The organism is Streptomyces sp. NPDC056224, assembly GCF_042267665.1.
Lineage (GTDB): Bacteria > Actinomycetota > Actinomycetes > Streptomycetales > Streptomycetaceae > Streptomyces.
The window spans coordinates 173519-197001 of the sequence record NZ_JBHJTK010000005.1; the positions used below are offsets into that span (position 1 = coordinate 173519).

Consider the following 23483-nt stretch of genomic DNA (forward strand, 5'->3'; position numbering starts at 1 on the left):
ATGGTAGAGGGACCACGCCGCAGGTTGACAGGGGCTATGCGGAAATACCCCCCTCGTGACAATCCTCAGTCACTCAGGGGAAGTTGCACGACCAACAGTTTGCCCGCCATCGTGACCCCGCCGTCCATGGCGATGGCGAGCCCGTCCGCGTACACGTGGGGGCCGTCCACCGCCTCCGGGCCGCGCGCCTCGTCGCCGTCCTCGGTGCCCACTTCGCCCAGGAGGTACGGGATGGGGCTGTGCCCGTGCACGACGCGGCTGCCGCCGTACGTGCCGAGCAATTCGCGTACGGCCCCCGGGCCGGTCTCCTCGTCGCGGAAGGCGAACCGCTTGGTGAACTTGCGGAAGAGGTCCCAGGTGATGTCGGCGTCGCCCCGGTTGAGGAGTTCGTGGATGGTGTCGTTGACGTCCTCGATGGAGTCGCCGTAGTCCAGGTAGGCCGTGGTGTCGGAGTGCAGCAGCAGGTGGTCCTCCTCCAGGACGGCCGCGTCCAGGCGGGACATCCACTGCAGGTGTACGTCCTGCAGGCGCTCCATGTCGGTGCGCTGGCCGCCGTTGAGCAGCCAGGCGGCCTGGAAGGTGGCGGTACCGGCACCGGAGGAGACGGGGGTGTCGCCGAACCGCTTGGCGCCGATGAGCAGCAGCTCGTGATTGCCCATCAGGGCCTTGCAGTAGCCGCCGGCGGCCGCGGCCTCGGCGGACAGCCGCATGACGAGGTCGATGACGCCGATGCCGTCGGGGCCGCGGTCGGTGAAGTCGCCGAGGAACCAGAGCCGGGCGTTGCCCGCGGACCAGCGCCGCTCGGCGTCGATCAGGCCCTGGGCCCGGAGTTCGGTGACGAGCTCGTCGAGGTATCCGTGGACGTCGCCGACCACGTAGAGCGGGCCGGGACCGGCGGCCGCGGCTTCCTGGGGGACGTACTGGACCTGGACGGTGTCGCCGGGGCCGCCGAGTGCGCCGCGTCCGATGACGGGCAGGTCGCGCTGGGTGGGGGTGTAGCCGTCGAAACCGTCATCCTCGGGGCCCGAGGGGTCTGTTGGGGCGTCGGGGGCCTCGGGGGCCTCTGGTTCGGCGGTCGCGCGGGCTCCGTGGGCTCCGTGCGGGGCGTGCAGGTCGCGCGGTGCGTGCGGGTCCTGCGCTGCGTGCGCGTCGCGCTGCGGGACGGGCGGGGCCACGGACCGGGGCGCCTCCCGTGCGTTCGCCGACGGCGCGTAGCCGGGCTGCTGGGGCACGCTCAGCGCGCCGTCCTCGTAGTACGCCGGGTACTCGCCGTACACGGGGGCCTCACCGGGAAGCCCGGTGGCTACGGCGTACGGGTCGGGTTCGGTGACCGGAACCCGGAAGTCCCGCAGCGTCTCCGTCCGCATCGCGGGTCCCTGACCGGCCCCCTGAGTCATCGACCCCTCCACCACCGTCGCGCTGCCGTACACCTGCGGACCCTCCTGACCTCCGGGGAGGAGGGTCCGTGATGTCGTGCGCCCATCATAGGAATGCGGCTCGCGCTGTGTGACGCACCAGGGGTGGTGAATCCTGTGCGGAGCCGATCGTTCCTACCGTTTTATCCCAAAATCGGTGTTGCTGAAATCTTCGGCGGGGCCGACGGGCCCTTCCGAGGGACGGTGTGGGCGTCAGTCCTGGGCCGGAGACCGGGGCGGGCTGACGGTCGTACGGGGCTGCCGGCGCTGCGACGAGGTGCGGATGATGAGCTCGGTCGGGACGACCTGCTCGACGGGGCGTCCGGTGTCCACTCCCTCGATCGCGTCGATGAGCAGCTGCACCACAGCGGTGCCGATGCGGCGCGGTTTGAGGGAGAGGGTGGTGATGGGCGGTTCGGTGTTGGCGTACACGGTGGATTCGCTGCAGCACACGAGCAGCAGGTCCTCTGGGACGCGCAGGCCGTAGCGCCGGGCTGCGGCGAGCAGGTCCGTGCCGTTGGGGTCGAAGAGCCCGTACACGGCGTCGGGCCGGTCGGGGCGGGCGAGGAGCCGGTCGGCGGCCACGGCGCCCGCGCAGGGGTCGTGGGCGGGGTAGGACTCGTAGACGGGGTCCTGGCCGACGCGCTCGCACCAGTTGAGGTAGGCGGTCGTGGAGAGCCGGGTGTAGGTGTCGGTGGTGGTGCCGGTGAGCAGCCCGATCCTGCGGGCGCCGGCGGCGGCGAGGTGGTCGAGGAGGCCCAGTACGGCTGCCTCGTGGTCGTTGTCGACCCAGGCGGTGACGGGGAGGGAGCCCGCGGGGCGGCCGTCGGAGACCACCGGAAGTCCCTGGCGGACCAGCTCGGTGACGACGGGATCGTGGTCGGAGGGGTCGATGACGACGGTGCCGTCGAGGGCGACGTTGGACCACACGTCGTGTCGGGAGGTGGCGGGGAGGATGACGAGGGCGTAGCCGCGGGCGAGCGCGGCGGAGGTGGCGGCTCTGGCCATCTCGGCGAAGTAGGCGAATTCGGTGAAGGTGAAAGGTTCATCCCCGTACGTCGTGACGGTCAGGCCGATGAGGCCCGACTTGCCGGTACGGAGGGTACGGGCGGCGGCGGACGGGCGGTAACCCAGCCGATCGGCGACCTCGCGAACGTGGCGGCGGGTGGCGTCCGGCAGCCGTCCCTTGCCATTGAGCGCGTCGGAGACGGTTGTGATGGAGACGCCCGCCGCGGCGGCCACGTCCCTGATGCCTGCCCGGCCCTGTCGGCCGGCGGCCCGCCGGGTGGTCTCGGTCCGGCTCACGTGATGCTTCCCTGCTGCTGTCATGGCGAGCCGATAGTAGGGCTCGGCGGGGTGGGTGGTCTGGGTGCATATGCACTCGTTGACAGGCACGTTTCTGCATGGTTCGCCACCCCCAATGACCTTGGAAATGAAGGTACTTGCTGGCCAATGGCTACCGTGAGGCTTGTCGGCGGGTACGAGCATGCCAAAGCGGTGTGGTCGCGGGCCGGTCTCAACTCACCTGCACGAGGGATGCGCGCCACGGCGTAGGCCACCGGCGCGCGCATATATGCGCGCGCTCCCCCGCATTCCAGGCGCCCCCATTCTCGGGAGGGCGGAATCCTCATAAGGTGAGCAGTATTGAGTCGACGGCGACGTCGTACGGGATGGTCGAGGAGGACCTGCGGTGAGCGAGAAGAGCCCGAAACTGCGCGCCGAGCTGGACGGCATTCCGACATACAAGCCCGGCAAGCCGGCCGCCGCGGGCGGGCCCGTCGCGTACAAGCTGTCCTCGAACGAGAACCCGTACCCGCCGCTGAACGGGGTGCTGGAGAGCGCGGTCGCGGCGGCCGGGAACTTCAATCGGTACCCGGACATGGCCTGCACCGGGCTGGTGAACGAGATCGCGGAGCGGTTCGGGGTGCCGGTCGAGCACGTCGCCACCGGTACCGGCTCGGTGGGTGTGGCCCAGTCGCTGATCCAGTCGACGGCCGGCCCCGGCGACGAGGTCATCTACGCCTGGCGTTCCTTCGAGGCCTACCCGATCATCACGCAGATCTCGGGTGCGACCTCCGTGCGGGTCCCGCTGACCGAGGGCGACGTCCACGACCTGGACGCGATGGCCGAAGCGATCACCGAGCGGACCCGGCTGATCTTCGTCTGCAACCCCAACAACCCCACGGGTACAGCGGTGCGCCGCGCCGAGCTGGAGCGGTTCCTGGACCGCGTGCCCTCGGACGTCCTGGTGGTGCTGGACGAGGCCTACCGCGAGTTCGTGCGCGACGCGGACGTGCCGGACGGCATCGAGCTGTACCGGAACCGCCCGAACGTCTGCGTGCTGCGTACGTTCTCCAAGGCGTACGGGCTCGCCGGCCTGCGCGTCGGCTTCGCAGTGGCACACGAGCCGGTGGCCGCGGCGCTGCGCAAGACGGCGGTGCCCTTCGGCGTCAGCCAGCTCGCGCAGGACGCGGCGGTCGCCTCGCTGCGCGCCGAGGACGAGCTGATGGGCCGCGTCGGGGCGCTGGTGTGCGAGCGGAACCGGGTGCACGAGACGCTGCTGGCGCAGGGCTGGACGGTCCCGGACACGCAGGCGAACTTCGTGTGGATGCGGCTGGGGGAGCGGACCGCCGACTTCGCGGCTGCCTGCGAGAAGGCCGGTGTGGTGGTCCGGCCCTTCGCGGGTGAGGGCCTGCGGGTCACGATCGGTGAGGCCGAGGCGAACGACATCTTCCTGCACACGGCGGAGGCGTTCTTCAAGGAGCTCTAGCTCCGGCGGGGGACTCGCGCGTGTCGTGATGCCCGTGTGTGGTGTGACGGCCGCGCGTTACGCGAGTTCCACGCGGATGGGGTCGCCGTCGCGGACGGTGGCCAGCAGGCGGGAGTCGCCGTCGAACGAGCCGAGCACGTTGCACGGGCTCGCCAGGCGGCTCTCGCCTCCGCGCGAGAGGGGCGTGGGGCCGTAGGGCAGCGCGAGCGCGTCGCCCTCCGTCCAGAACGCGACCGTGCCGGGTTCGACGACCTGCCGGGCGTCGGGCTCCAGGGTCACGGAGACGCCGGTGTCGAAGTAGACCTCCTCGCCCCAGGTGTTCGCGGACGCGGAGATCGGAAGGGCCTCGGCCAGCGCCTTGCCGGTCGGGGTCTCGTCGAGGGTTGCCGTGAGCTGGCCGGCGGGCCAGGAGATGCGAATCTTCATGAGCTGCATTCAACAATCTGTTGAATTTGTTGGCTAGGGGGACCCCGCCTCAAGAGCTCGAAAACGAATGCGCCATAATGCTTGTGAATGTGAACGCGTTCACAAGCGTGTCCCGCTTCCTCCCGTTATGGGGTAATCCGACAGGCAGACTGTGGCTGTGACCACGGCGACGACAAGGAGAAGACGACGTGGACCTAGCTTTGGCGCCGGAGACATTGGCGCGTTGGCAGTTCGGCATCACCACCGTCTACCACTTCCTCTTCGTTCCCCTGACGATCTCGCTGGCCGCCCTCACGGCGGGCCTGCAAACCGCCTGGGTGCGCACCGAGAAGGAGAAGTACCTCAGGGCCACGAAGTTCTGGGGCAAGCTTTTCTTGATCAATATCGCGATGGGTGTCGTCACCGGCATCGTCCAGGAGTTCCAGTTCGGCATGAACTGGTCCGACTACTCGCGGTTCGTCGGTGACATCTTCGGCGCCCCCCTGGCCTTCGAGGCGCTGATCGCCTTCTTCTTCGAGTCGACCTTCATCGGGCTGTGGATCTTCGGCTGGGACAAGCTGCCGAAGAAGATCCACCTGGCCTGCATCTGGATGGTGTCCATGGGCACCATCCTGTCCGCGTACTTCATCCTGGCGGCCAATTCCTGGATGCAGCACCCGGTCGGGTACCGGATCAACGAGGAGCGCGGCCGGGCCGAGCTCACCGATTTCTGGCAGGTGCTCACCCAGAACACCGCGCTCACCCAGTTCTTCCACACCATCACGGCCGCCTTCCTGGTCGGCGGTGCGTTCATGACCGGCATCGCGGCCTTCCACCTGGCCCGCAGGAAGCACGTACCCGTGATGCGGAGCTCGCTGCGGCTCGGCCTGGTCGTCATGATCATCGCCGGCCTGGGCACGGCCCTGAGCGGCGACCTGCTCGGCAAGGTGATGTTCAAGCAGCAGCCCATGAAGATGGCAGCCGCCGAGGCGCTCTGGGACGGCGAGGCGCCGGCTCCCTTCTCCGTCTTCGCCTACGGCGATGTCGAGAAGGGCCACAACAAGGTCGCGATAGAGATCCCCGGCCTGCTGTCCTTCCTGGCGAACGACGACTTCACCTCCTTCGTCCCGGGCATCAACGACGTCAACAAGGCCGAGCAGGAGAAGTTCGGCCCCGGCGACTACCGGCCCAACATCCCGGTCGCCTACTGGGGCTTCCGCTGGATGATCGGCTTCGGCATGGCCTCCGTAGGCGTCGGAGTGCTGGGTCTGTGGCTGACCCGCAAGAAGTTCCTGCTGCCGCCGGGTCTGCGCACCGGGGAGGAGGAGGTCCCCCACCTGGTCCTCTTCAAGAAGGCGCTGAGCCCGAAGTTCGCCAACCTGTACTGGATCGTCGCGCTCTGGACGATGGGCTTCCCGCTCATCGCCAACTCCTGGGGCTGGATCTTCACCGAGATGGGGCGCCAGCCCTGGGTGGTCTACGGAGTCCTGCGCACCCGGGACGCGGTCTCGCCGAACGTGACCCAGGCCGAGGTCCTCACTTCGATGATCGGCTTCACGCTCCTGTACGCCGTGCTCGCCGTCATCGAGGTCAGGCTCCTCGTCAAGTACGTCAAGGCCGGTCCGCCCGAGCTCACCGAGGCCGACCTCAACCCGCCGACCAGGATCGGCGGAGACGACAAGAACCCCGACCGGCCGATGGCCTTCTCGTACTGAGGCTGAGGAGACCACACCATGCAACTCCACGACGTCTGGTTCGTACTCATCGCGGTCCTGTGGATCGGCTACTTCTTCCTGGAGGGCTTCGACTTCGGAGTCGGCGTACTCACCAAGCTGCTCGCCCGCGACCGCACGGAGAAGCGGGTCCTGATCAACACGATCGGACCCGTGTGGGACGGCAACGAAGTCTGGCTGCTCACCGCGGGCGGCGCGACGTTCGCGGCCTTCCCCGACTGGTACGCCACGCTCTTCTCCGGGTTCTACCTGCCGCTGCTCCTCATCCTGGTCTGCCTGATCATTCGGGGTGTTGCCTTCGAATACCGGCACAAGCGGGCCGAGGAACGCTGGCAGACCAACTGGGAACACGCGATCTTCTGGACCTCGCTGATCCCCGCGTTCCTGTGGGGCGTGGCCTTCGCCAACATCGTGCGCGGCGTGAAGATCGACCAGAACATGGAGTACGTCGGCACCTTCCTCGACCTGCTCAACGCCTACTCGCTCCTCGGCGGCCTGGTCACCCTCACCCTGTTCACCTTCCACGGCGCGGTCTTCACCTCGCTCAAGACGGTCGGTGACATCCGGGAGCGCTCGCGGAAGCTGGCGACCCGGCTGGGTGTGGCCGCCGCCGTACTGGCCCTGCTCTTCCTGGCCTGGACCCAGATCGACAGCGGCGACGCCAAGAGCCTGGTCGCGATGGCCGTCGCGGTGATCGCGCTGGTCGCGGCACTCGCCTGCAACCTGGCGGGCCGCGAGGGCTGGTCGTTCGCCCTGTCCGGGATCACCATCGCGGCGGCCGTCGCGATGCTCTTCCTGACGCTGTTCCCGAACGTCATGCCGTCCTCGCTGGACGACGCCTGGAGCCTCACGGTCACCAACGCCTCGTCCAGTCCCTACACCCTGAAGATCATGACCTGGTGCGCGGCGGTGGCCACGCCGCTCGTCCTGCTCTACCAGGGCTGGACGTACTGGGTGTTCCGCAAGCGGATCGGGACGCAGCACATCGTCGACGTGCACTGAGTCCCCGGCACCCGCCCCTCCCGCCTGACCCTCCCTTGGGGGATGTTTCACGTGAAACCGATCGACCCGCGCCTGCTTCGCTACGCCCGTTCCACCCGCCTCTTCCTGGGGGCGGTGGTGGCCCTGGGCCTCGCCGGGGCGGTGCTGGTCGTCGGGCAGGCGATGCTCGTCGCCGAGATCGTGGTCGGCGCCTTCGAGGAAGGGCTCGGCGGGACGGAGCTGCGCACGCCCTTGCTGCTGCTCGCGGCCGTGGCGCTGGGACGCGGACTGATCGCCTGGCTGACGGAGCTGGCCGCACACCGCGCGGGTGCGGCGGTCAAGTCGGAACTGCGGGGAAGGCTGCTGGACCGGGCCGCCGATCTGGGCCCCGCCTGGCTGACGGGACAGAAGACCGGGTCGCTGGTGGCGCTGGCCACCCGCGGTGTGGACGCCCTCGACGACTACTTCTCCCGCTACCTGCCCCAGCTGGGGCTCGCGGTGGTCGTGCCGGTGGCCGTGCTCGCCCGCATCGTCACCGAGGACTGGGTGTCGGCGGCCATCATCGTGGTCACCCTGCCGCTGATCCCCGTGTTCATGGTCCTCATCGGGATGGCGACCCAGTCCCGGATGGACCGCCAGTGGCGGCTGCTGTCGCGCCTGTCGGGGCATTTCCTCGACGTGGTCGCCGGACTTCCCACGCTGAAGGTCTTCGGGCGGGCCAAGGCCCAGGCCGAGTCGATCCGCAAGATCACCGACGACTACCGGCGCGCGACGATGCGGACACTGCGGATCGCCTTCCTCTCGTCCTTCGCCCTTGAGCTGCTGGCGACCCTGTCGGTGGCGCTGGTGGCCGTGACCATCGGCATGCGGCTGGTCCACGGAGAGCTCGACCTCTACACCGGACTGGTCATCCTGATCCTGGCGCCCGAGGCGTACCTGCCGTTGCGGCAGGTCGGCGCGCAGTACCACGCCGCCGCCGAGGGGCTGGCCGCCGCGGAGGAGATCTTCGAAGTGCTTCAGACGCCCGTCGCGCGTCCGGCCGGCGGGGCCGGGATGCCGGCCGGCGTTCCCCTGCGCATCGAGATCGACGACGTCCGCGTCCGGTACGAGGGCCGGGGCCAGGATTCGCCCGGACCGCTCTCGCTGACGGTCGAACCCGGAGAGTGCGTGGCCCTCACCGGCCCGAGCGGGGCGGGGAAGTCCACGCTGCTCCAGGTGCTGCTGGGGTTCGTGACACCGACCGCGGGGCGGGTACGGGTAGCCGGGGTGGACCTGGCGGAGCTGTCCCAGGAGCAGTGGCGGGAGCAGATCGCCTGGGTGCCGCAGCGCCCGCACCTGTTCGCCGGAACCATCGGCGAGAACGTACGGCTGGCTCGGCCGGGGGCCGGTGAGGCGGAGGTGGCCCGGGCGTTGAAGGACGCGGGGGCCTGGGACTTCGTGACGGCCCTGCCGCTCGGAGTGGAGACCCCCCTGGGTGAGGGCGGCGTGGGACTGTCCGCCGGGCAGCGCCAGCGGCTGGCCCTGGCGCGGGCGTTCCTGGCGGACAGGCCCGTGCTGCTGCTGGACGAACCGACCGCGGCGCTGGACGGCGACACCGAGGCCGCAGTGGTGGACGCGGTCCGGCGGCTCGCCGTGGGCCGGACCGTACTGCTGGTCGTGCACCGGCCGGCGCTGCTCGCCGTCGCCGACCGGGTGGTCCAGGTGGCGCAGGCCGCCGGCCGCACGGGGCCGCCCGCCGCTTCGGGGCCGCTCCCCCGCCCCGCTTCCGCCGGGGCCGGGGCCGCTCCGGACGGTGCCACCGCGGACGGCATTGACCGGATCCTCGGAGCCGCGCCCGAGCGGGCGCGGGCCGGCGGCGGGAACGACATGGGAGCGACCGATCCGCTGCGCCGGGTCCGCGCGGTGGCCAGGGCCTGGCAGGGGCGTTTCAGGCTCGGACTGCTCCTCGGGGCGCTGGCCGTCGGGTGCAGCGTCGGACTGATGGCGGTGTCCGGCTGGCTGATCTCCCGGGCCTCCGAACAGCCGCCCGTGCTCTACCTGCTGGTTGCGGTCACCGCCACCCGGGCCTTCGGAATGGGGCGGGCTGTCTTCCGGTACGCCGAACGGCTCGTCTCGCACGACGCCGTGCTGCGGATGCTGGCCGATCTGAGGGTTTCCGTGTACCGGCGGCTGGAGCGCATCGCCCCCGCCGGGCTGCGGGAGCACCGGCGTGGGGATCTGCTGGCCCGGCTGGTGGCCGATGTCGACGCACTCCAGGACTACTGGCTGCGCTGGCTGCTGCCGGTGGGCACCGCGGTACTCGTGGGTACCGGCTCGGTCGCCTTCACCGGCTGGCTGCTGCCGGAGGCCGGAGCCGCCCTCGCCGTCGGACTGCTCGCCGCAGGAGTCGGCGTTCCGCTGGTGAGCGGGGCTTGCTCCCGGCGGGCCGAGCGCCGGCTCGCTCCCGCCCGGGGTGATCTCGCCACCCGGGTGGCGGATCTGCTCACCGGTACCGCGGAGCTGACCGTCGCCGGGGCGCTGGAGGACCGCAAGGACAGGGCCCGGCAGAGTGACGGCGTGCTGACGCGCATCGCCGCGCGCGGAGCCGCCGCGAGTGGTCTGGGCGGCGGGCTGTCCGCCCTGGTGTGCGGGCTGACCGTCGTGGCGTCCGCGGCCGCGGCGGCGGACGCGGTTCGTGACGGACGGCTGTCGGGAGTGGCCATGGCCGTCGCGGTGCTGACGCCGCTCGCCGCCTTTGAGGCGGTGGGCGGCCTTCCGCTCGCCGTCCAGTACCGCCAGCGGGTGCGCCGCAGCGCCGAGCGGGTCTACGAGGTCATCGACGCCCCGGTTCCCGTCGCCGAGCCGGAGCAGCCGGCGGCCGCGCCCGGCTCGCCCTTCCCGCTGCGGCTGACGGGGCTCACCGCTCGGCACCCCGGTCAGGAACGCGACGCGCTGCGGGGACTGGACCTGACCTTGGAAGCCGGCCGCCGCGTCGCCGTCGTCGGCCCCTCCGGCTCCGGAAAGACCACCCTGGCCCAGGTCCTGCTGCGGTTCCTGGACCTGCGCGACGGGGCGTACACCCTGGGCGGGACCGACGCCCGGACGCTCGACGGTGACGACGTCCGCGCGCTCGTCGGACTCTGCGCCCAGGACGCGCACCTCTTCGACAGCTCGGTGCGGGAGAACCTGCGGCTGGCCCGGACCGGAGCGAGCGAGGACGAGCTCCGGGAAGCGCTGGCCGCGGCGCGGCTGCTGGAGTGGGCCGACGGACTTCCGGACGGGCTGGACACGCTGGTCGGCGAGCACGGCGAGCGGATCTCCGGCGGCCAGCGCCAGCGCCTGGCCCTGGCCCGGGCGTTGCTCGCGGACTTCCCCGTACTGGTGCTGGACGAGCCGGCCGAGCATCTGGACCTGGCCACGGCAGACGCGTTGACGGCCGACCTGCTGGAAGCGACCGAGGGCCGTACCACCGTGCTGATCACCCACCGGCTGGCCGGCCTGGCCGCGGTCGACGAGGTGCTCGTGCTCGACGGCGGAGAGGTCGTCCAGCGCGGGGCGTACGCGGATCTGGCCGCCGCCGAGGGTCCGCTGCGGCGGTTGCTGGAGCGGGAAAGAGAGGCGGACGGGACCGTGGCTGACTCTCTCCAGGCCGACTTTCCCTGCTAAAGGGGACTAACTAGTCTCAAGGACATGTCACTGCAGGAGTCGCAGCCGCAGGAACCGCAGGACCCGTCATCTGGAACACCGGACCCGCTGTCGGCCGCCACTCGGGCCGTCAGCAGTCTGCAAGGCCTGTCCACCGAGCTCACGGCCCGCGTACCGCAACTGCTGGAGGCCATGAGGTCGGTCGGTACCGGGCTTGAGCTGCACTCCACGCTGGACCGCATCTGCGAGACCGCGGCCGAGCTCGCGGATTCCCGCTACGCGGCGATCGGCGTCGTCGACACCGAGGGCCGCGGGCTGTCGGACTTCGTCACGTACGGGATCAGCTCCGAGCTGGCCCGGAAGATCGGGCACCGTCCTGACGGGAAGCGGGGCCTTCTGGGAGCGCTGATCTCGCACTCCGACACCGTGCACCTCGACGATCTGACGAAGGATCCGCGCTCGGCGGGCTTTCCTCCGCACCATCCGCCCATGAAGACCTTCCTCGGTGTCCCCATCAGGGTGCAGGGGGAGATCTTCGGCAATCTGTACCTCGCCGAGAAGAACGGCGGCGGCGCGTTCAACGATTACGACGTACACATGGTCCGGGTACTTGCCACCGAGGCGGGGATCGCCATCGGCAATGCCCGGCTGTACGAGGCCGCGACCCAGCGCGAGCGCTGGATCGACGGTTCGGTGGCCGTCACCACCGCCCTGCTGTCCGGCGGGGACGCCGACGACGCCCTCGTGGTGGTCGCCGAGCAGGCCCGTCACCTGGCGGATTCCTCCGCCGGCATCGTGATGCTGCCGACCGAGGACGGCGGGCTGGAGATCGTCGCCGTCTCCGCCGAGAACCCGGCCACCTCTCTCGGCGTGGTGATCCCCGCCGAGAGCCCCGTGGTGGACAGGCTGTTGCAGGGCGAGCCCGTCTTCACGGACGATGCCGCGTCCGACCCCCGCATGATCAGCAAACTCACCAGCCAGTACGGGCCCTGCATGATGCTTCCGCTGCACAGCGGCGGCCGGGTACTGGGTGCCCTGGTCACGCCGCGGGCCCGTGGCAAGCGCCCGTTCAGCGAGGCCGAGCGAACCCTCGCCACGCAGTTCGCCTCCCAGGCCGCGCTCGCCCTGATGATGGCCGAGGCGCAGCGCGACCGGGAGAGGCTCGCCGTGTTCGAGGACCGCGACCGGATCGCCCGGGACCTGCACGACCTGGTCATCCAGAGGCTGTTCGCCACCGGGATGATGCTGGAGGGCGCCCAGCGCCGGTCGATCGTTCCCGAAGTCCGTGACGGGGTCGGCAAGGCCGTGGAAGAGCTGGATGTGACGATCCAGGAGATCCGCACCGCGATCTTCGCGCTCCAGCAGGGCCCGGCGGAGGCCCCCTCCGGGCTGCGGACCCGGGTGCTGCGGGAGATCAACATGGCCGCCGTGCCGCTCGGCTTCAAGCCCGCGCACCGTTTCCTCGGCCCGATCGACGCGGTCGTCGGCGAACTGGTGGGCAAGAACCTGATCGCCGCGCTGCGCGAGGCGCTGTCCAACGCGTTCCGCCATGCCGACGCGTCCCGGATCGAGGTGGTCGTGGACTGCACGGTCATGCTGGCCGACGGGCGCCCCGGCGTCCGGCTGGAGGTCGCCGACGATGGAGTGGGCATCGCCGGGGGCGGACGGCGCAGTGGGCTGCGGAACCTGCGCCGTCGGGCCGAGTCGCTGGGCGGCGCGAGCTCGTACGGCCCGGGCCTCGGCGAGGACGGCGGCGGGACCACCTTGGTGTGGGAGGCCCCGCTCTAGGCGTCCGGGCTTTCAACCGTCCCGCGGGACGGTTCCTAGAGCAGTCGCTGCGCGATTCGCTCGGCCACGATGTGCTCGATGACGACGGCGACGCCGTCTTCGTTGTTGGCGGTGGTACGGCCGGACGCCGCCGCGACCACATCCGGATGCGCGTTACCCATCGCGTAGGAGGTGCCCGCCCAGCTGAGCATCTCCACGTCGTTCGGCATGTCCCCGAACGCGACGACCTCGGAGGGGGAGATACCGCGCTCGGCGCAGCACAGCGCCAGGGTGCTCGCCTTGGAGACGCCCTGGCCGCTGATCTCCAGCAGGGAGGTCGGGCTGGAGCGGGTTATCGATGCGTGCTCGCCGGCGGTGGAACGGGCCAGGGCCAGGAACTCGTCCGGGGCCAGCTCGGCGTGGTGGGCGAGAAGTTTGAGCACGGGTGCGGAGCTCTCCTCCCCGTCCTCGCGCAGCAGCTTCTCGGCGGGGGCGACGTTGGCGCCCGGGTCCTGGAAGAACGGCGGGTACGTCGGTTCGTAGTTGATGCCGGTGGTCATCTCGACCGCGAAGGAGGTACCCGGCGCAGCTGTCCGCAGAGCGTCCACGACGGCGAGGGCATCAGTGCGCGGGAGGGCTCGCACCTGTACGAATTCTCGTCCGGCGTGAAGGTCGACGACCGCGGCGCCGTTCGCGCAGATCGCGAGGCCGTGGCCGTGGACGTGGTCGCTGACCACGCCCATCCAGCGGGCCGGGCGTCCGGTGACGAAGAAGACCTCGATGCCGGCCTCCTCGGCGGCCGCGAGAGCGGCGACCGTGCGGGGCGAGACGGACTTGTCGTCGCGCAGCAGGGTGCCGTCGAGGTCGGTGGCGATGAGCCGGGGCATGGGGGTTGGCCCGTCCGGGCACTGGGGAGCCGAGGTCACGGGTCCATCTTCGCCCATGGCCCGAGGGCGTCCGGACCAGGTGTGGCTCGTCCGGTGCCGGCGGCTCCGATGTTTCACGTGAAACATCGGGGCGCGGCGTTTCACGTGAAACACGAAAGCCGCGGCAGGGCTGGCACCGGTGAGGCGTCGGCCCGATCGCTCAGCCGGCCGGAGCGATCCGGCCCCGGACACCAGGGGGAGGCCCATTCGGTCGGCGATGCCGAGGGCGCCGCGTCAGAGGCTGAATCCGGACAAGGCGTCGGCATTCGACAGGGCGGCCTCGGCGCCGACGCGACGTGGCGAGACCGGCGGGCACTCCCGTCGGCCTGAGCGCCGTAGGCTCGAACGCATGAGTCTGAGTCTGAGCACGGTGATCCTTCCGGTACGTCGATGGCATGAAGGGGGTCGCGACCAGTGGGTACGGGCGGAGTCGCTCGGGTTCCACACCGCCTACACCTATGACCACCTGTCGTGGCGGGGCTTTCGCGACGGACCGTGGTTCGGGGCGGTGCCCACCCTGACCGCGGCGGCCGCCACCACCGAGCGGATGCGCCTGGGGACGCTGGTCACCTCGCCGAACTTCCGCCATCCGGTGACCCTCGCCAAGGACCTCATCTCCTTGGACGACGTCTCTGGCGGGCGCATCACCCTCGGCATCGGAGCGGGCGGCAACGGCTTCGACGCGACCGCGCTGGGCCAGGAGCCCTGGTCCCCGCGCGAGCGTGCCGACCGCTTCGCCGAATTCGTACCGCTGCTGGACCAGCTGCTCACCGAGGGTGCGGTGAACTCGCAGGGCACCTTCTACTCGGCCGAGGAGGCCCGCAACATCCCCGGCTGCGTGCAGCGGCCGCGACTGCCGTTCGCGGTTGCCGCCACCGGACCGCGAGGTCTGCGGCTCGCCGCCCGCCACGGCCAGGCCTGGGTGACCACGGGAGATCCGAAGATCTTCGAGGACGGCACGCCCGAACAGTCGCTGGAGGCCCTGCGCCGGCAGATCGGTGGGCTAGAGGCGGCTTGCGCCGAGATCGGACGGGAGTCCGAGCCGATGGAGAAGATCCTTCTGACCGGCTTCACGCCCGAGCGCAGCACGATGCTGGAATCCGTCGACGCGTTCGTCGACTTCGCCGGCCGCCACCGCGCGCTGGGCTTCACCGAGTTGGTGATCCACGCTCCGATCCCGGACTCCGACTTCGCCGCGGACGAGTCGGTCTTCGAGAAGATCGCCGTGGAGGCCCTGGCCCAGCTGGACACCTGATGCCACGGCCGTCGCCGCTGCCCAGAGCGGGGAGCGGCGACGGCGATGGCGCCGGGCTCAAGCCGTCTGCTGGGCGTACAGACGAGAATCCGCGCCCGGAGGTGCCCGGGAAGCGCCGGCAGTGGTGCGCCGTGATGTGCCCGGGTGCGCGGGGTGCGTCGGGAGTTGCTACTGGAAGCGCAGGAACTGCGGCGGGACGGCGTCCACCAGCCACACCCCGTTGGCGCTGATCCGGAAGACGTGCCCGGCGGCGCGCATCGCCCCCGCGTCCACGCTGAGCACGACGGGCCTGCCGCGCCGCGCGCCGACCCGGGTCGCGGTCTCCCGGTCCGGGGACAGGTGCACGTGGTGGCGGGCCATCGGGCGCAGGCCCTCGGCGCGGATCGCGTCCAGGGCGGCGGCCACGGTGCCGTGGTAGAGGTACGCGGGCGGCTCGGCCTCCGGGAGATCCAGGTCCACGGCGACCGTGTGGCCCTGGCTGGCGCGGATCCGGGTGCCGTCGACGGCGAACCGCTGCTTGTCGTTGGCTGCCACGACGTGGTCGAGCTCGGCCCGGCTGAAGGTGAAACCGTGGGCGGTCGCCGCGCGCAGCAGGTCGTCGATCTCCACCCAGCCGTGGGTGTCGAGAACCAGTCCGATCCGTTCCGGCTGATGCCGCAGGTGTTTCGAGACGTATTTGGACACCTTCACGGTGCGCCTGTCATCCATGACCCCAGCGTGCCCGCACACAAGGGCTTCCGGCAGGGATTTTTCGCGGACCCCCGGGCGTGGACACCCCCTACCACCCTTCCAGTATGCGGAATATATTTTCCGCTGCTACTTCTGCTCAGGGGGGAGAAACATGACAGCCCATACCTCACTGCCACGCCGCGCGGCTGCCGAACTCATAGGCACCGCCGGTCTGCTCGCGATCGTGATCGGCTCCGGAATCCAGGCCGCCGAGCTCAGCCGTGACACCGGTGTCGCCCTCATCGCGAACTCGGTCGCCTCCGCCATCGGCCTCGGGCTGATCATCACCCTGTTCGGGCCGCTGTCCGGTGCCCATCTCAACCCGGTGGTCACCCTCACCGCCTGGTGGTCCCGGCGCACCGGCGGGGACGGGCTCGACGCCCGGGAGGCCCTGGTCTACACCGCGGCTCAGACGGCCGGAGCCATCGGCGGCGCCGTCCTCGCGGAAGCCATGTTCGGCCGGACCCCCGGCACCTTCGCCACCCAGGTCCGCGACGGCGGTCACCTGCTCGTGGGCGAGGTCGTGGCCACGGCGGGACTCGTCCTCGTCATTCAGGGCCTCGGTCGCATCGGGCGCCCCCGGCTCGTCCCGGCCGCGGTCGCCGCGTACGTCGCCGCCGCGATCTGGTTCACCTCCTCCGGGTCCTTCGCCAACCCGGCCGGCACCATCGGGCGCAGCTTCAGCGATTCCTTCACCGGCATCGCCCCGGAGTCGATCCCCGGGTTCGTCGCGGCCCAGCTGATCGGTGGGATCCTCGGCCTGGTCCTCGCGGGCCTGCTGTACGGCTCCTCCCGGTCCCCCCGGCCCGCGGCGGTGGAGACCCGGACCCTGTCCGAGGCCGGGCCGGTGGACGGCGTGGCCACCGACAAGGCGGCGTACGAGACCATCGGCTGAGACGGAACACTTGTTGCCCACAGGCAGGCGGCACTTGTCCACAGCCGTTTGGGTGGGTTTTGACGCCAAACGCGTGATCCGCCCTGTGGACTACCGGGTGGGCGACCGAGTGGACTGCCGACCGGCCCCCGCGGCGCTACCCGTCCGCGCGGCGCGCCAGATCGTTCATCGTCCGGGCTTGGAGCTCCCGTTCCGTCGCGGCCCGGACGAACTCCGCGACGTGGTCGGTGCCCACCAGTTCCTGCACCGCCCGCACCGTCGCGGCCGGCAGGGCCACCGGAGACGGTCCCGACGGCTGCGGACCCCCGGCCGCCCCCAGGTGCTGATGCAGATGCCGGGTCGCGAACAGCCTCATCGCCCGCGCCAGCTCCGCGTCCACGGTCTGCTGGGCCAGCGGCCGCAGCCGCCGCACCATCGTCGCCGCCTCCGCCGCGTCCTCGTCGGTGGGGGGAACCTGCCCGAGGTAGCGCGCGAAGACGTGCTCGGTGGTGAACTCCAGGAACCGCGAGGCGATGTGCTCCACCTGCCCGCGCAGTTCACGCAGGTGCCCGGTGATCGCCGACAGCGGCACCCCGGCCCCGTACAGCTCGGCGGCCACCGCCAGCTCCTGTGGCGAGGGCACGAGGAACCGGTCCGGCCGCCCTGGGATCCGCTCCAGCACCCCCAGGGCGCACGCCTCGTTGACGGCGTCGTCGTCGGGCGCGCCGCCGAAGCGCTCGTTCAGCTCCTCCCGGCTGATCCGGGCCGCTTCCTCATCGGTCCACGGCCCATGGACCTCGGCGACCAGCCCGAGTACGCCTCCCAGTCCGCGCCCGGCGTCCCATGCCTCCAGAAGTTCCTTGATCGAGGCCAGGGTATAGCCGCGGTCCAACAGGTCCGCGATCTGGCGCAGCCGCGCCAGATGCGTGTCCCGGTAGACGTTGGAGCGGCCCCGCCGTTCCGGCTTCGGCAGCAGACCCCGGTCCTGGTACGCCCGGATCGTGCGTACCGTCGCCCCGCTGTGGTGCGCCAGATCCTCGATCCGGTACTCGGCTACCGTCTGATCGGACAATCCCGGCTCCCTACGACATCGCGGCTCGGCCGGCCGCGCCCGCCGCGGCCCGGGCGGCAGATGAAGCCGCAAGGTCTCGACCGCCCTGCGCAGCGAACCCTCCTGCGAGGGATGGTACGACCGCCGGAAGTAGCGGGGTATGGCCGTGCCGAGCTCTCTCCACGTCGGCAGCAGTCCCTTGGCCACCGCCCGGTTGTGCGCGCGCAGCGTGTGGCGCAGCCGGCCGCCCAGTTCTGGCGGTGGGCCCGTCGGGTATCCAGTGCAGGGGGGTATTTCAGTCGAAGGCCGCCCGGCGAGGGCTGGTGGCGTACGAGGCCCCGCTCACAGCCTGGGCTCCAGCTTGGCGATGCGCCGCAGGGTGCGCGGGGCGAAGCGGGACATCCACAGGGCGCCCTTGGACTCGGGAGTCACCGGGACCACGGCCTCGTTGCGCACCACGGCCCGCAGGATCGCCTCGGCGACCTTCTCCGGCGGGAAGTTGCGCATCCCGTACAGCCGCGAGGAGCGTTCCTGGCGGCGCTTCTCCTCGGCCTCGTCCACCCCGGCGAACCGCGAGGTGGCGGTGATGTTGGTGTTGACGATGCCCGGGCAGATCGCGGAGACGCCGATCGACTTCGACGCCAGTTCCGCGCGCAGGCATTCCGACAGCATCAGCACCGCGGCCTTCGAGGTGCTGTAGGCGGGCAGGGTCCTGGAGGGCAGGTAGGCGGCGGCGGAGGCGGTGTTGACGATGTGACCGCCCTGACCGCGCTCGGCCATCTGCTTTCCGAAGAGCCGGCAGCCGTGGATGACACCCCACAGGTTGACGTCGAGAACCTTCCTCCAGTCCTCGGCGGTGGTGTCGAGGAAGGCCCCGGACAGGCCGATCCCAGCGTTGTTGACCAGGACGTCCACGATTCCGTACTCCGCGGCGACCTTCTCCGCGAGCTTTTCCATCGCCTGCTCGTCGCTGACGTCCGCGCACTCGCCCCAGGCTTCGGGGGCGCCGACCAGGCGGGCCATGTCCGCCGTGCGCGCCGCGCCTTCGGCGTCCCGGTCCACGGCCACCACCCGGGCCCCGGCCTCGGCGAACGCGAAGGCGGTGGCCCGGCCGATGCCGCTCGCCGCGCCGGTGACCAGGACCAGCTGGCCGCCGAAGCGGTCGGCGTACCTGCCCGGGGCCTTTTGCGCCGGTGCCCGCGTGGCGGGCTCTTCCCGGGTGGTGACGAACTCGATGATCCAGGCGGCCAGCTGGTCGGGCCGGGTCCGGGGCACCCAGTGCTTGGCGGGCAGCGTGCGGCGCAGCAGGTCCGGGGCCCACCGCTCCAGGTCGTCGTAGAGCCGCTCCGACAGGAAGGCGTCGCCGGTCGGGGTGATGAGCTGCACCGGTGCGTGGGCGTACGCGTCGGGGCGCGGACGGCGCAGGCGGGGACGGACGTTGTCGCGGTAGAGCCAGGCGCCGTGGGCCGCGTCCGAAGGCAGCGACGCCGTCGGGTAGGAGCCGGCCGGAACCTTTTCCACGCGCTGGAGGATCGCCGGCCACCGCTTGCCGAGCGGCCCGCGCCATGCGAGCTCCGGCAGCACGGGCGTGTGCAGCATGTACACGTACCAGGACTTGGCGCCCTGGCCGAGCAGTTGCGCAGCCCGGCGCGGGGTGGGGCGCGTCATGCGCTGCTTGATCCAGTGCCCGAAGTGGTCGAGGGAGGGGCCCGACATCGAGGTGAAGGAGGCGATCCGCCCCTCGGTACGCGCCGCCGTGGCGAACTCCCAGCCCTGGACGGAACCCCAGTCGTGGCCGACCAGGTGGACCGGCCGGTCCGGGCTGACCGCCTCCGCCACCGCGAGGAAGTCGTCGGTCAGCTTCTCCAGGGTGAAACCGCCGCGCAACGGCTGCGGCGCGGTCGAGCGCCCGTGGCCGCGCACGTCGTAGAGCACCACGTGGAAGCGGGACGCCAGCCGCTCGGCGACCTCCGACCAGACCTCCTTGCTGTCCGGGTAACCGTGCACCAGCACCACGGTGGGCCGGTCGGCCTCGCCGAGTTCGACGACGCACAGCTCGACCCCGCCGGTGCTCACCCAGCGCTCGCGCGCGCCCGCCGGTCGTCCCGTCGTAGGTGCCTCGCTCATGCCGCTCATGCCGTCTTCTCCTCAGCCCAGCGCCGCACGTGCGGCAGATCGTCGTCCAGCCAGAACGCGGTCTCCTCGGGATCCCGGGAGTCGGTGACGACCAGGATCTCCTCGAACTTCGCGCCGGTGCCCCGGAAGCCCAGATGCGGCTCCACCGCCCACAGACCGGGCTGCGGCGGGTGGTCGGAGAAGCGGTACGGGCTCCACAGCGGGGACCAGCCCTCACGGTGCCCGTGCAGGGCGTCGGAGGCCAGCCCCTTGAGGGACTGGGTGCCGAACCCGAAGGCCGTAGGCGCCCAGCGCCGCTCCCTGACCCGGTCGATCTTGTGCGCGATCACGCCGAAGGGGTAGGCGCGGTGCCGGTTCGCGTACCCCTGCCGGTTCATGAGCCGCTCGACGTTCTCGTAGATCTCGCGCAGTGAGCGGCGCTCACGTACTTGCTCCAGGATCAGCGTGCGGTGCGCCCGCAGATCCGACATGAGCCGGTCCTGCACCGGATTGAGCCCGAGGCTCCCCGAGTATCCGATGTCGGCCGCATAGCCCTTGTAGACCGGTGCCATGTCGAGGATGAAGGGCATCCCCGGCTCCAGCTTCCGGTTGGTCGGGAAGAACTGCAGCGGAATCTTGAAGTTCACGAAGGCGGTGCGGTCCCCGAACCAGGCGAAGGGCAGGTGGAACCAGTCGCGTACCCCGCGCTCGCGCAGCCACTCCCGCTGCATCCGGGCGGCCTCCCGCTCCGTCATCCCGGGCCGCAGCTGTGCGGCGACGGTCTGCGCGCACTCGTAGGAGAGGCGTTGCACTTCTCTGAACCCGCGAAAATCGTCCCCTGCCATGGTCAGCACCCGTCTCGGTCGCCGTACGTGCCCGTAAGTTGACACTGATGAATGTGACAATGCCCGGAGGTCACGTCAAGAGCCGTGCCCAGACCTGTGGACAAAGTTGACCGGGCCACATCAGCCTCCAGTACGGGCATGTACGCCGGAAGGCGGAGACGGGATCCAGCTCAAGGTCTGACGTTTCGCGGGAACTCCGCCACTAACGTCGAACCCGTGACTGTCATCGCGACCGAAAGCCTGAGCAAGCGGTACCCCCGAGTTACCGCCCTCGACCGGCTCTCCCTGGACATCGGGCCTGGTGTGACCGGCCTCGTGGGTGCCAACGGAGCCGGCAAGTCCACGCTGATCAAGATTCTGCTGGGACTGTCCCCCGCCACCGAGGGCAGCGCCGCCGTGCTCGGCCTCGACGTCACCACGCATGGCAGCGCCATCCGTGAACGCGTCGGCTACATGCCCGAGCACGACTGCCTGCCACCCGACGTCTCGGCCACCGAGTTCGTCGTCCACATGGCCCGCATGTCCGGGCTCCCGCCGACAGCAGCCCGGGAGCGCACCGCCGACACCCTGCGCCACGTAGGGCTGTACGAGGAGCGCTACCGCCCCATCGGCGGCTACTCCACGGGCATGAAGCAGCGCGTCAAGCTGGCCCAGGCCCTCGTCCACGATCCCCAGCTGGTCCTCCTCGACGAACCGACCAACGGGCTCGACCCGGTCGGCCGCGACGAGATGCTCGGCCTGATCCGCCGCGTCTACACCGACTTCGGCATCTCCGTCCTGGTCACCTCCCACCTCCTCGGCGAGCTGGAGCGGACCTGCGACCACGTCGTGGTCGTCGACGGCGGCAAGCTGCTGCGCTCCAGCTCCACCAGCGACTTCACCCAGATCACCACGACCCTCGCGGTCGAGGTCACCGACTCCGACGCGCATCCGGACGGCACGGCCGCCCTGCGCAAGGCGCTCACCGAGGCGGGCCTCGCCCTCCATGCGGCCGAGGAGCAGGGCCTGCCGGGTGCCGGCCACATCCTCCTGGTCGAGGCCACGGGCGAGGGCACGTACGACACGGTCCGCGACACCGTCGCCGACCTCGGTATCGGCCTGGTCCGCATGGAGCAGCGCCGCCACCACATCGCGGAGGTCTTCCGCGACAACGACCAGCCCGCGCAGCCCATCCAGCAGAAGGGAGCCGGTTCCGATGGCGCCTGACACCTCGACCCAGATCCACAACATCGGCTACCGGTCCTACGACGGTCCCCGGCTCGGCCGCGCCTATGCCCGCAAGTCGCTGTTCTCACAGTCCCTGCGCGGCGCCTACGGACTCGGCAGGTCCGCCAAGTCCAAGGTGCTGCCGATGATCCTCTTCGCGGTGATGTGCGTTCCCGCGCTGATCCTCGTCGCGGTGGCCATCGCAGTCCCCGGCACCACCGAACTGCCGATCAAGTACACGACGTACGCCCTGACCACCCAGGTGGTCATCGGCCTCTACCTCGCCTCCCAGGCACCCCAGTCCGTCTCCCGGGACCTGCGCTTCAAGACCGTGCCGCTCTACTTCTCACGGCCCATCGAGCGGGTCGACTACGTCGTGGCCAAATACGCGGCCATGGCCTCGGCCCTGTTCATCCTCACCGCCACCCCGCTGCTGATCATGTGGATCGGCTCGCTGCTGGCGAAGTTCGACTTCGGTGACCAGACCAAGGGATTCGGGCAAGGACTCGTGTCGGTACTGCTGCTGTCGCTGCTCTTCGCGGGCCTCGGCCTGGTGATGGCCGCGCTCACCCCGCGCCGCGGGTTCGGTGTCGCCGCGATCATCGCCGTGCTCCTGATCCCGTACGGAGCGGTGACCGCCGTCCAGGGGATCGCCTACAACACCGGGAACGCCGGAGCCATCGAGTGGATGGGCCTGTTCTCCCCGATCACCCTGATCGACGGCTTCCAGACAGCCTTCCTCGGCGCGACCTCCGCCTTCCCCGGCGGCGAGGGCCCCTCGGCCGGTATCGGCTTCGTCTACCTGCTCGTCATCCTCGGCCTCATCGCCGGCTCCTACGCCGCCCTGATGGCCCGCTACCGGAAGGCCGGGCTGTGACCATCATCGACATCGACCACACGTCCCGCTGGTTCGGGAACGTCGTCGCCGTCAACGACGTGACCATGCGCATCGGACCGGGGGTCACCGGCCTCCTGGGCCCCAACGGCGCGGGCAAGTCCACGCTCATCAACATGATGGGTGGCTTCCTGGCCCCCTCCACGGGCACCGTTACCCTCGACGGCACGCCGATCTGGCGCAACGAGCAGGTCTACAAGCAGATCGGCGTCGTGCCCGAGCGCGAGGCCATGTACGACTTCCTCACCGGCCGCGAGTTCGTCGTCGCCAACGCCGAACTCCACGGGCTCGACGACGAGGCCGCTCGGCGGGCGTTGGCCACGGTCGAAATGGAGTACGCCCAGGAACGCAAGATCTCCACCTACTCCAAAGGCATGCGCCAGCGCGTCAAGATGGCGTCCGCCCTGGTCCACGACCCGTCCGTCCTGCTCCTCGACGAGCCCTTCAACGGCATGGACCCGCGCCAGCGCATGCAGCTGATGGACCTGCTGCGGCGGATGGGCGATGACGGGCGCACCGTCCTCTTCTCCTCCCACATCTTGGAGGAGGTCGAGCAACTGGCCTCGCACATCGAGGTGGTCGTCGCCGGCCGCCACGCCGCCTCGGGTGACTTCCGCAAGATCCGCCGCCTGATGACGGACCGCCCGCACCGCTACCTCGTCCGCTCCTCCGACGACCGGGCCCTCGCCGCGGCCCTGATCGCCGACCCGTCCACGGCCGGTATCGAGGTCGACCTGAAGGAAGGCGCCCTGCGCATCCAGGCCGTCGACTTCGGGCGCTTCACCGAGCTGTTGCCGCGAGTCGCCCGCGCGCACGGCATCCGGCTGCTGACGGTCTCGCCTTCCGACGAGTCCCTCGAGTCGGTCTTCTCCTACCTCGTCGCGGCCTGAAG

The 23483-nt window shown here is 70.5% G+C and carries 18 protein-coding genes; 10 read left to right on the forward strand and 8 right to left on the reverse strand.

The features are described 5' to 3' along the window. Positions 1–65 precede the first annotated feature (65 nt). A complete protein-coding gene (locus ACFCZ1_RS09740; RefSeq protein ID WP_376677850.1) occupies positions 66–1397 on the reverse strand; it encodes a metallophosphoesterase in 1332 nt (443 codons plus the stop codon). Between the two features lie 231 nt (positions 1398–1628). Further along, positions 1629–2744: a LacI family DNA-binding transcriptional regulator gene (locus ACFCZ1_RS09745; RefSeq protein WP_376677851.1), complete on the reverse strand. Its 1116-nt coding sequence runs from the start codon at positions 2742–2744 to the stop codon at positions 1629–1631. Positions 2745–3105: 361 nt separating this feature from the next. Here ACFCZ1_RS09745 and hisC point away from each other — a divergent pair, with 361 nt between their 5' ends. Next, entirely contained in the window at positions 3106–4185 is a 1080-nt protein-coding gene (gene hisC / locus ACFCZ1_RS09750; RefSeq protein WP_376677852.1) for a histidinol-phosphate transaminase, read from the forward strand. Positions 4186–4242: 57 nt separating this feature from the next. Here hisC and ACFCZ1_RS09755 read toward each other — a convergent pair whose 3' ends face one another. Next, positions 4243–4611, reverse strand: a complete 369-nt coding sequence (locus ACFCZ1_RS09755) for a cyclophilin-like fold protein (protein WP_376677853.1) — start codon at positions 4609–4611, stop codon at positions 4243–4245. A 188-nt stretch (positions 4612–4799) separates the two neighbouring features. On the opposite strand from ACFCZ1_RS09755, the gene ACFCZ1_RS09760 reads away from it, so the two are divergent. From ACFCZ1_RS09760 to ACFCZ1_RS09775, 4 genes are read left to right on the forward strand one after another with little or no spacing between them, the layout of a single operon-like run. After that, positions 4800–6305 (forward strand): cytochrome ubiquinol oxidase subunit I, encoded by a 1506-nt coding sequence (locus ACFCZ1_RS09760; RefSeq protein ID WP_376677854.1) that lies wholly within the window; start codon positions 4800–4802, stop codon positions 6303–6305. Positions 6306–6323: 18 nt separating this feature from the next. Beyond that, entirely contained in the window at positions 6324–7325 is a 1002-nt protein-coding gene (cydB, locus tag ACFCZ1_RS09765; protein WP_376677855.1) for a cytochrome d ubiquinol oxidase subunit II, read from the forward strand. A gap of 51 nt (positions 7326–7376) precedes the next feature. Next, positions 7377–10949 (forward strand): thiol reductant ABC exporter subunit CydD, encoded by a 3573-nt coding sequence (cydD, locus tag ACFCZ1_RS09770; protein WP_376677856.1) that lies wholly within the window; start codon positions 7377–7379, stop codon positions 10947–10949. 24 nt (positions 10950–10973) lie between these two features. Then, positions 10974–12716 carry a GAF domain-containing sensor histidine kinase gene (locus ACFCZ1_RS09775; RefSeq protein ID WP_376677857.1) on the forward strand — a complete coding sequence of 581 codons (1743 nt, stop codon included), beginning with the start codon at positions 10974–10976 and terminating at the stop codon, positions 12714–12716. A 35-nt stretch (positions 12717–12751) separates the two neighbouring features. Here ACFCZ1_RS09775 and ACFCZ1_RS09780 read toward each other — a convergent pair whose 3' ends face one another. Then, positions 12752–13639, reverse strand: a complete 888-nt coding sequence (locus tag ACFCZ1_RS09780; RefSeq protein ID WP_376677858.1) for a Cof-type HAD-IIB family hydrolase — start codon at positions 13637–13639, stop codon at positions 12752–12754. Positions 13640–13970: 331 nt separating this feature from the next. Here ACFCZ1_RS09780 and ACFCZ1_RS09785 point away from each other — a divergent pair, with 331 nt between their 5' ends. Then, positions 13971–14876 (forward strand): LLM class flavin-dependent oxidoreductase, encoded by a 906-nt coding sequence (locus ACFCZ1_RS09785; RefSeq protein WP_376677859.1) that lies wholly within the window; start codon positions 13971–13973, stop codon positions 14874–14876. Between the two features lie 168 nt (positions 14877–15044). Here the strand turns inward: ACFCZ1_RS09785 and ACFCZ1_RS09790 are convergent, their stop codons facing one another. Next, complete coding sequence (locus ACFCZ1_RS09790; RefSeq protein ID WP_376677860.1) at positions 15045–15584, reverse strand: RNA 2'-phosphotransferase; 540 nt, start codon at positions 15582–15584, stop codon at positions 15045–15047. Positions 15585–15717: 133 nt separating this feature from the next. Here ACFCZ1_RS09790 and ACFCZ1_RS09795 point away from each other — a divergent pair, with 133 nt between their 5' ends. Then, complete coding sequence (locus tag ACFCZ1_RS09795; protein ID WP_376677861.1) at positions 15718–16500, forward strand: aquaporin; 783 nt, start codon at positions 15718–15720, stop codon at positions 16498–16500. 136 nt (positions 16501–16636) lie between these two features. Here the strand turns inward: ACFCZ1_RS09795 and ACFCZ1_RS09800 are convergent, their stop codons facing one another. From ACFCZ1_RS09800 to ACFCZ1_RS09810, 3 genes are all read right to left on the reverse strand, one after another. Beyond that, entirely contained in the window at positions 16637–17551 is a 915-nt protein-coding gene (locus tag ACFCZ1_RS09800) for a MerR family transcriptional regulator (RefSeq protein WP_376677862.1), read from the reverse strand. Between the two features lie 321 nt (positions 17552–17872). Continuing rightward, positions 17873–19666, reverse strand: coding sequence for an SDR family oxidoreductase (locus ACFCZ1_RS09805; protein ID WP_376677863.1), 1794 nt, complete (start codon positions 19664–19666; stop codon positions 17873–17875). Then, positions 19663–20490 carry a M24 family metallopeptidase gene (locus ACFCZ1_RS09810; RefSeq protein WP_376677864.1) on the reverse strand — a complete coding sequence of 276 codons (828 nt, stop codon included), beginning with the start codon at positions 20488–20490 and terminating at the stop codon, positions 19663–19665. The genes ACFCZ1_RS09805 and ACFCZ1_RS09810 overlap by 4 nt, the downstream gene beginning before the upstream one ends. 216 nt (positions 20491–20706) lie before the next feature. Here ACFCZ1_RS09810 and ACFCZ1_RS09815 point away from each other — a divergent pair, with 216 nt between their 5' ends. From ACFCZ1_RS09815 to ACFCZ1_RS09825, 3 genes are read left to right on the forward strand one after another with little or no spacing between them, the layout of a single operon-like run. Then, entirely contained in the window at positions 20707–21696 is a 990-nt protein-coding gene (locus ACFCZ1_RS09815) for an ABC transporter ATP-binding protein (protein ID WP_376677865.1), read from the forward strand. Next, positions 21686–22573, forward strand: a complete 888-nt coding sequence (locus ACFCZ1_RS09820) for an ABC transporter permease subunit (RefSeq protein ID WP_376677866.1) — start codon at positions 21686–21688, stop codon at positions 22571–22573. The genes ACFCZ1_RS09815 and ACFCZ1_RS09820 overlap by 11 nt, the downstream gene beginning before the upstream one ends. Continuing rightward, positions 22570–23481 carry an ABC transporter ATP-binding protein gene (locus tag ACFCZ1_RS09825; RefSeq protein WP_376677867.1) on the forward strand — a complete coding sequence of 304 codons (912 nt, stop codon included), beginning with the start codon at positions 22570–22572 and terminating at the stop codon, positions 23479–23481. Before ACFCZ1_RS09820 ends, ACFCZ1_RS09825 begins: the two co-directional genes overlap by 4 nt. Positions 23482–23483 lie beyond the last annotated feature (2 nt).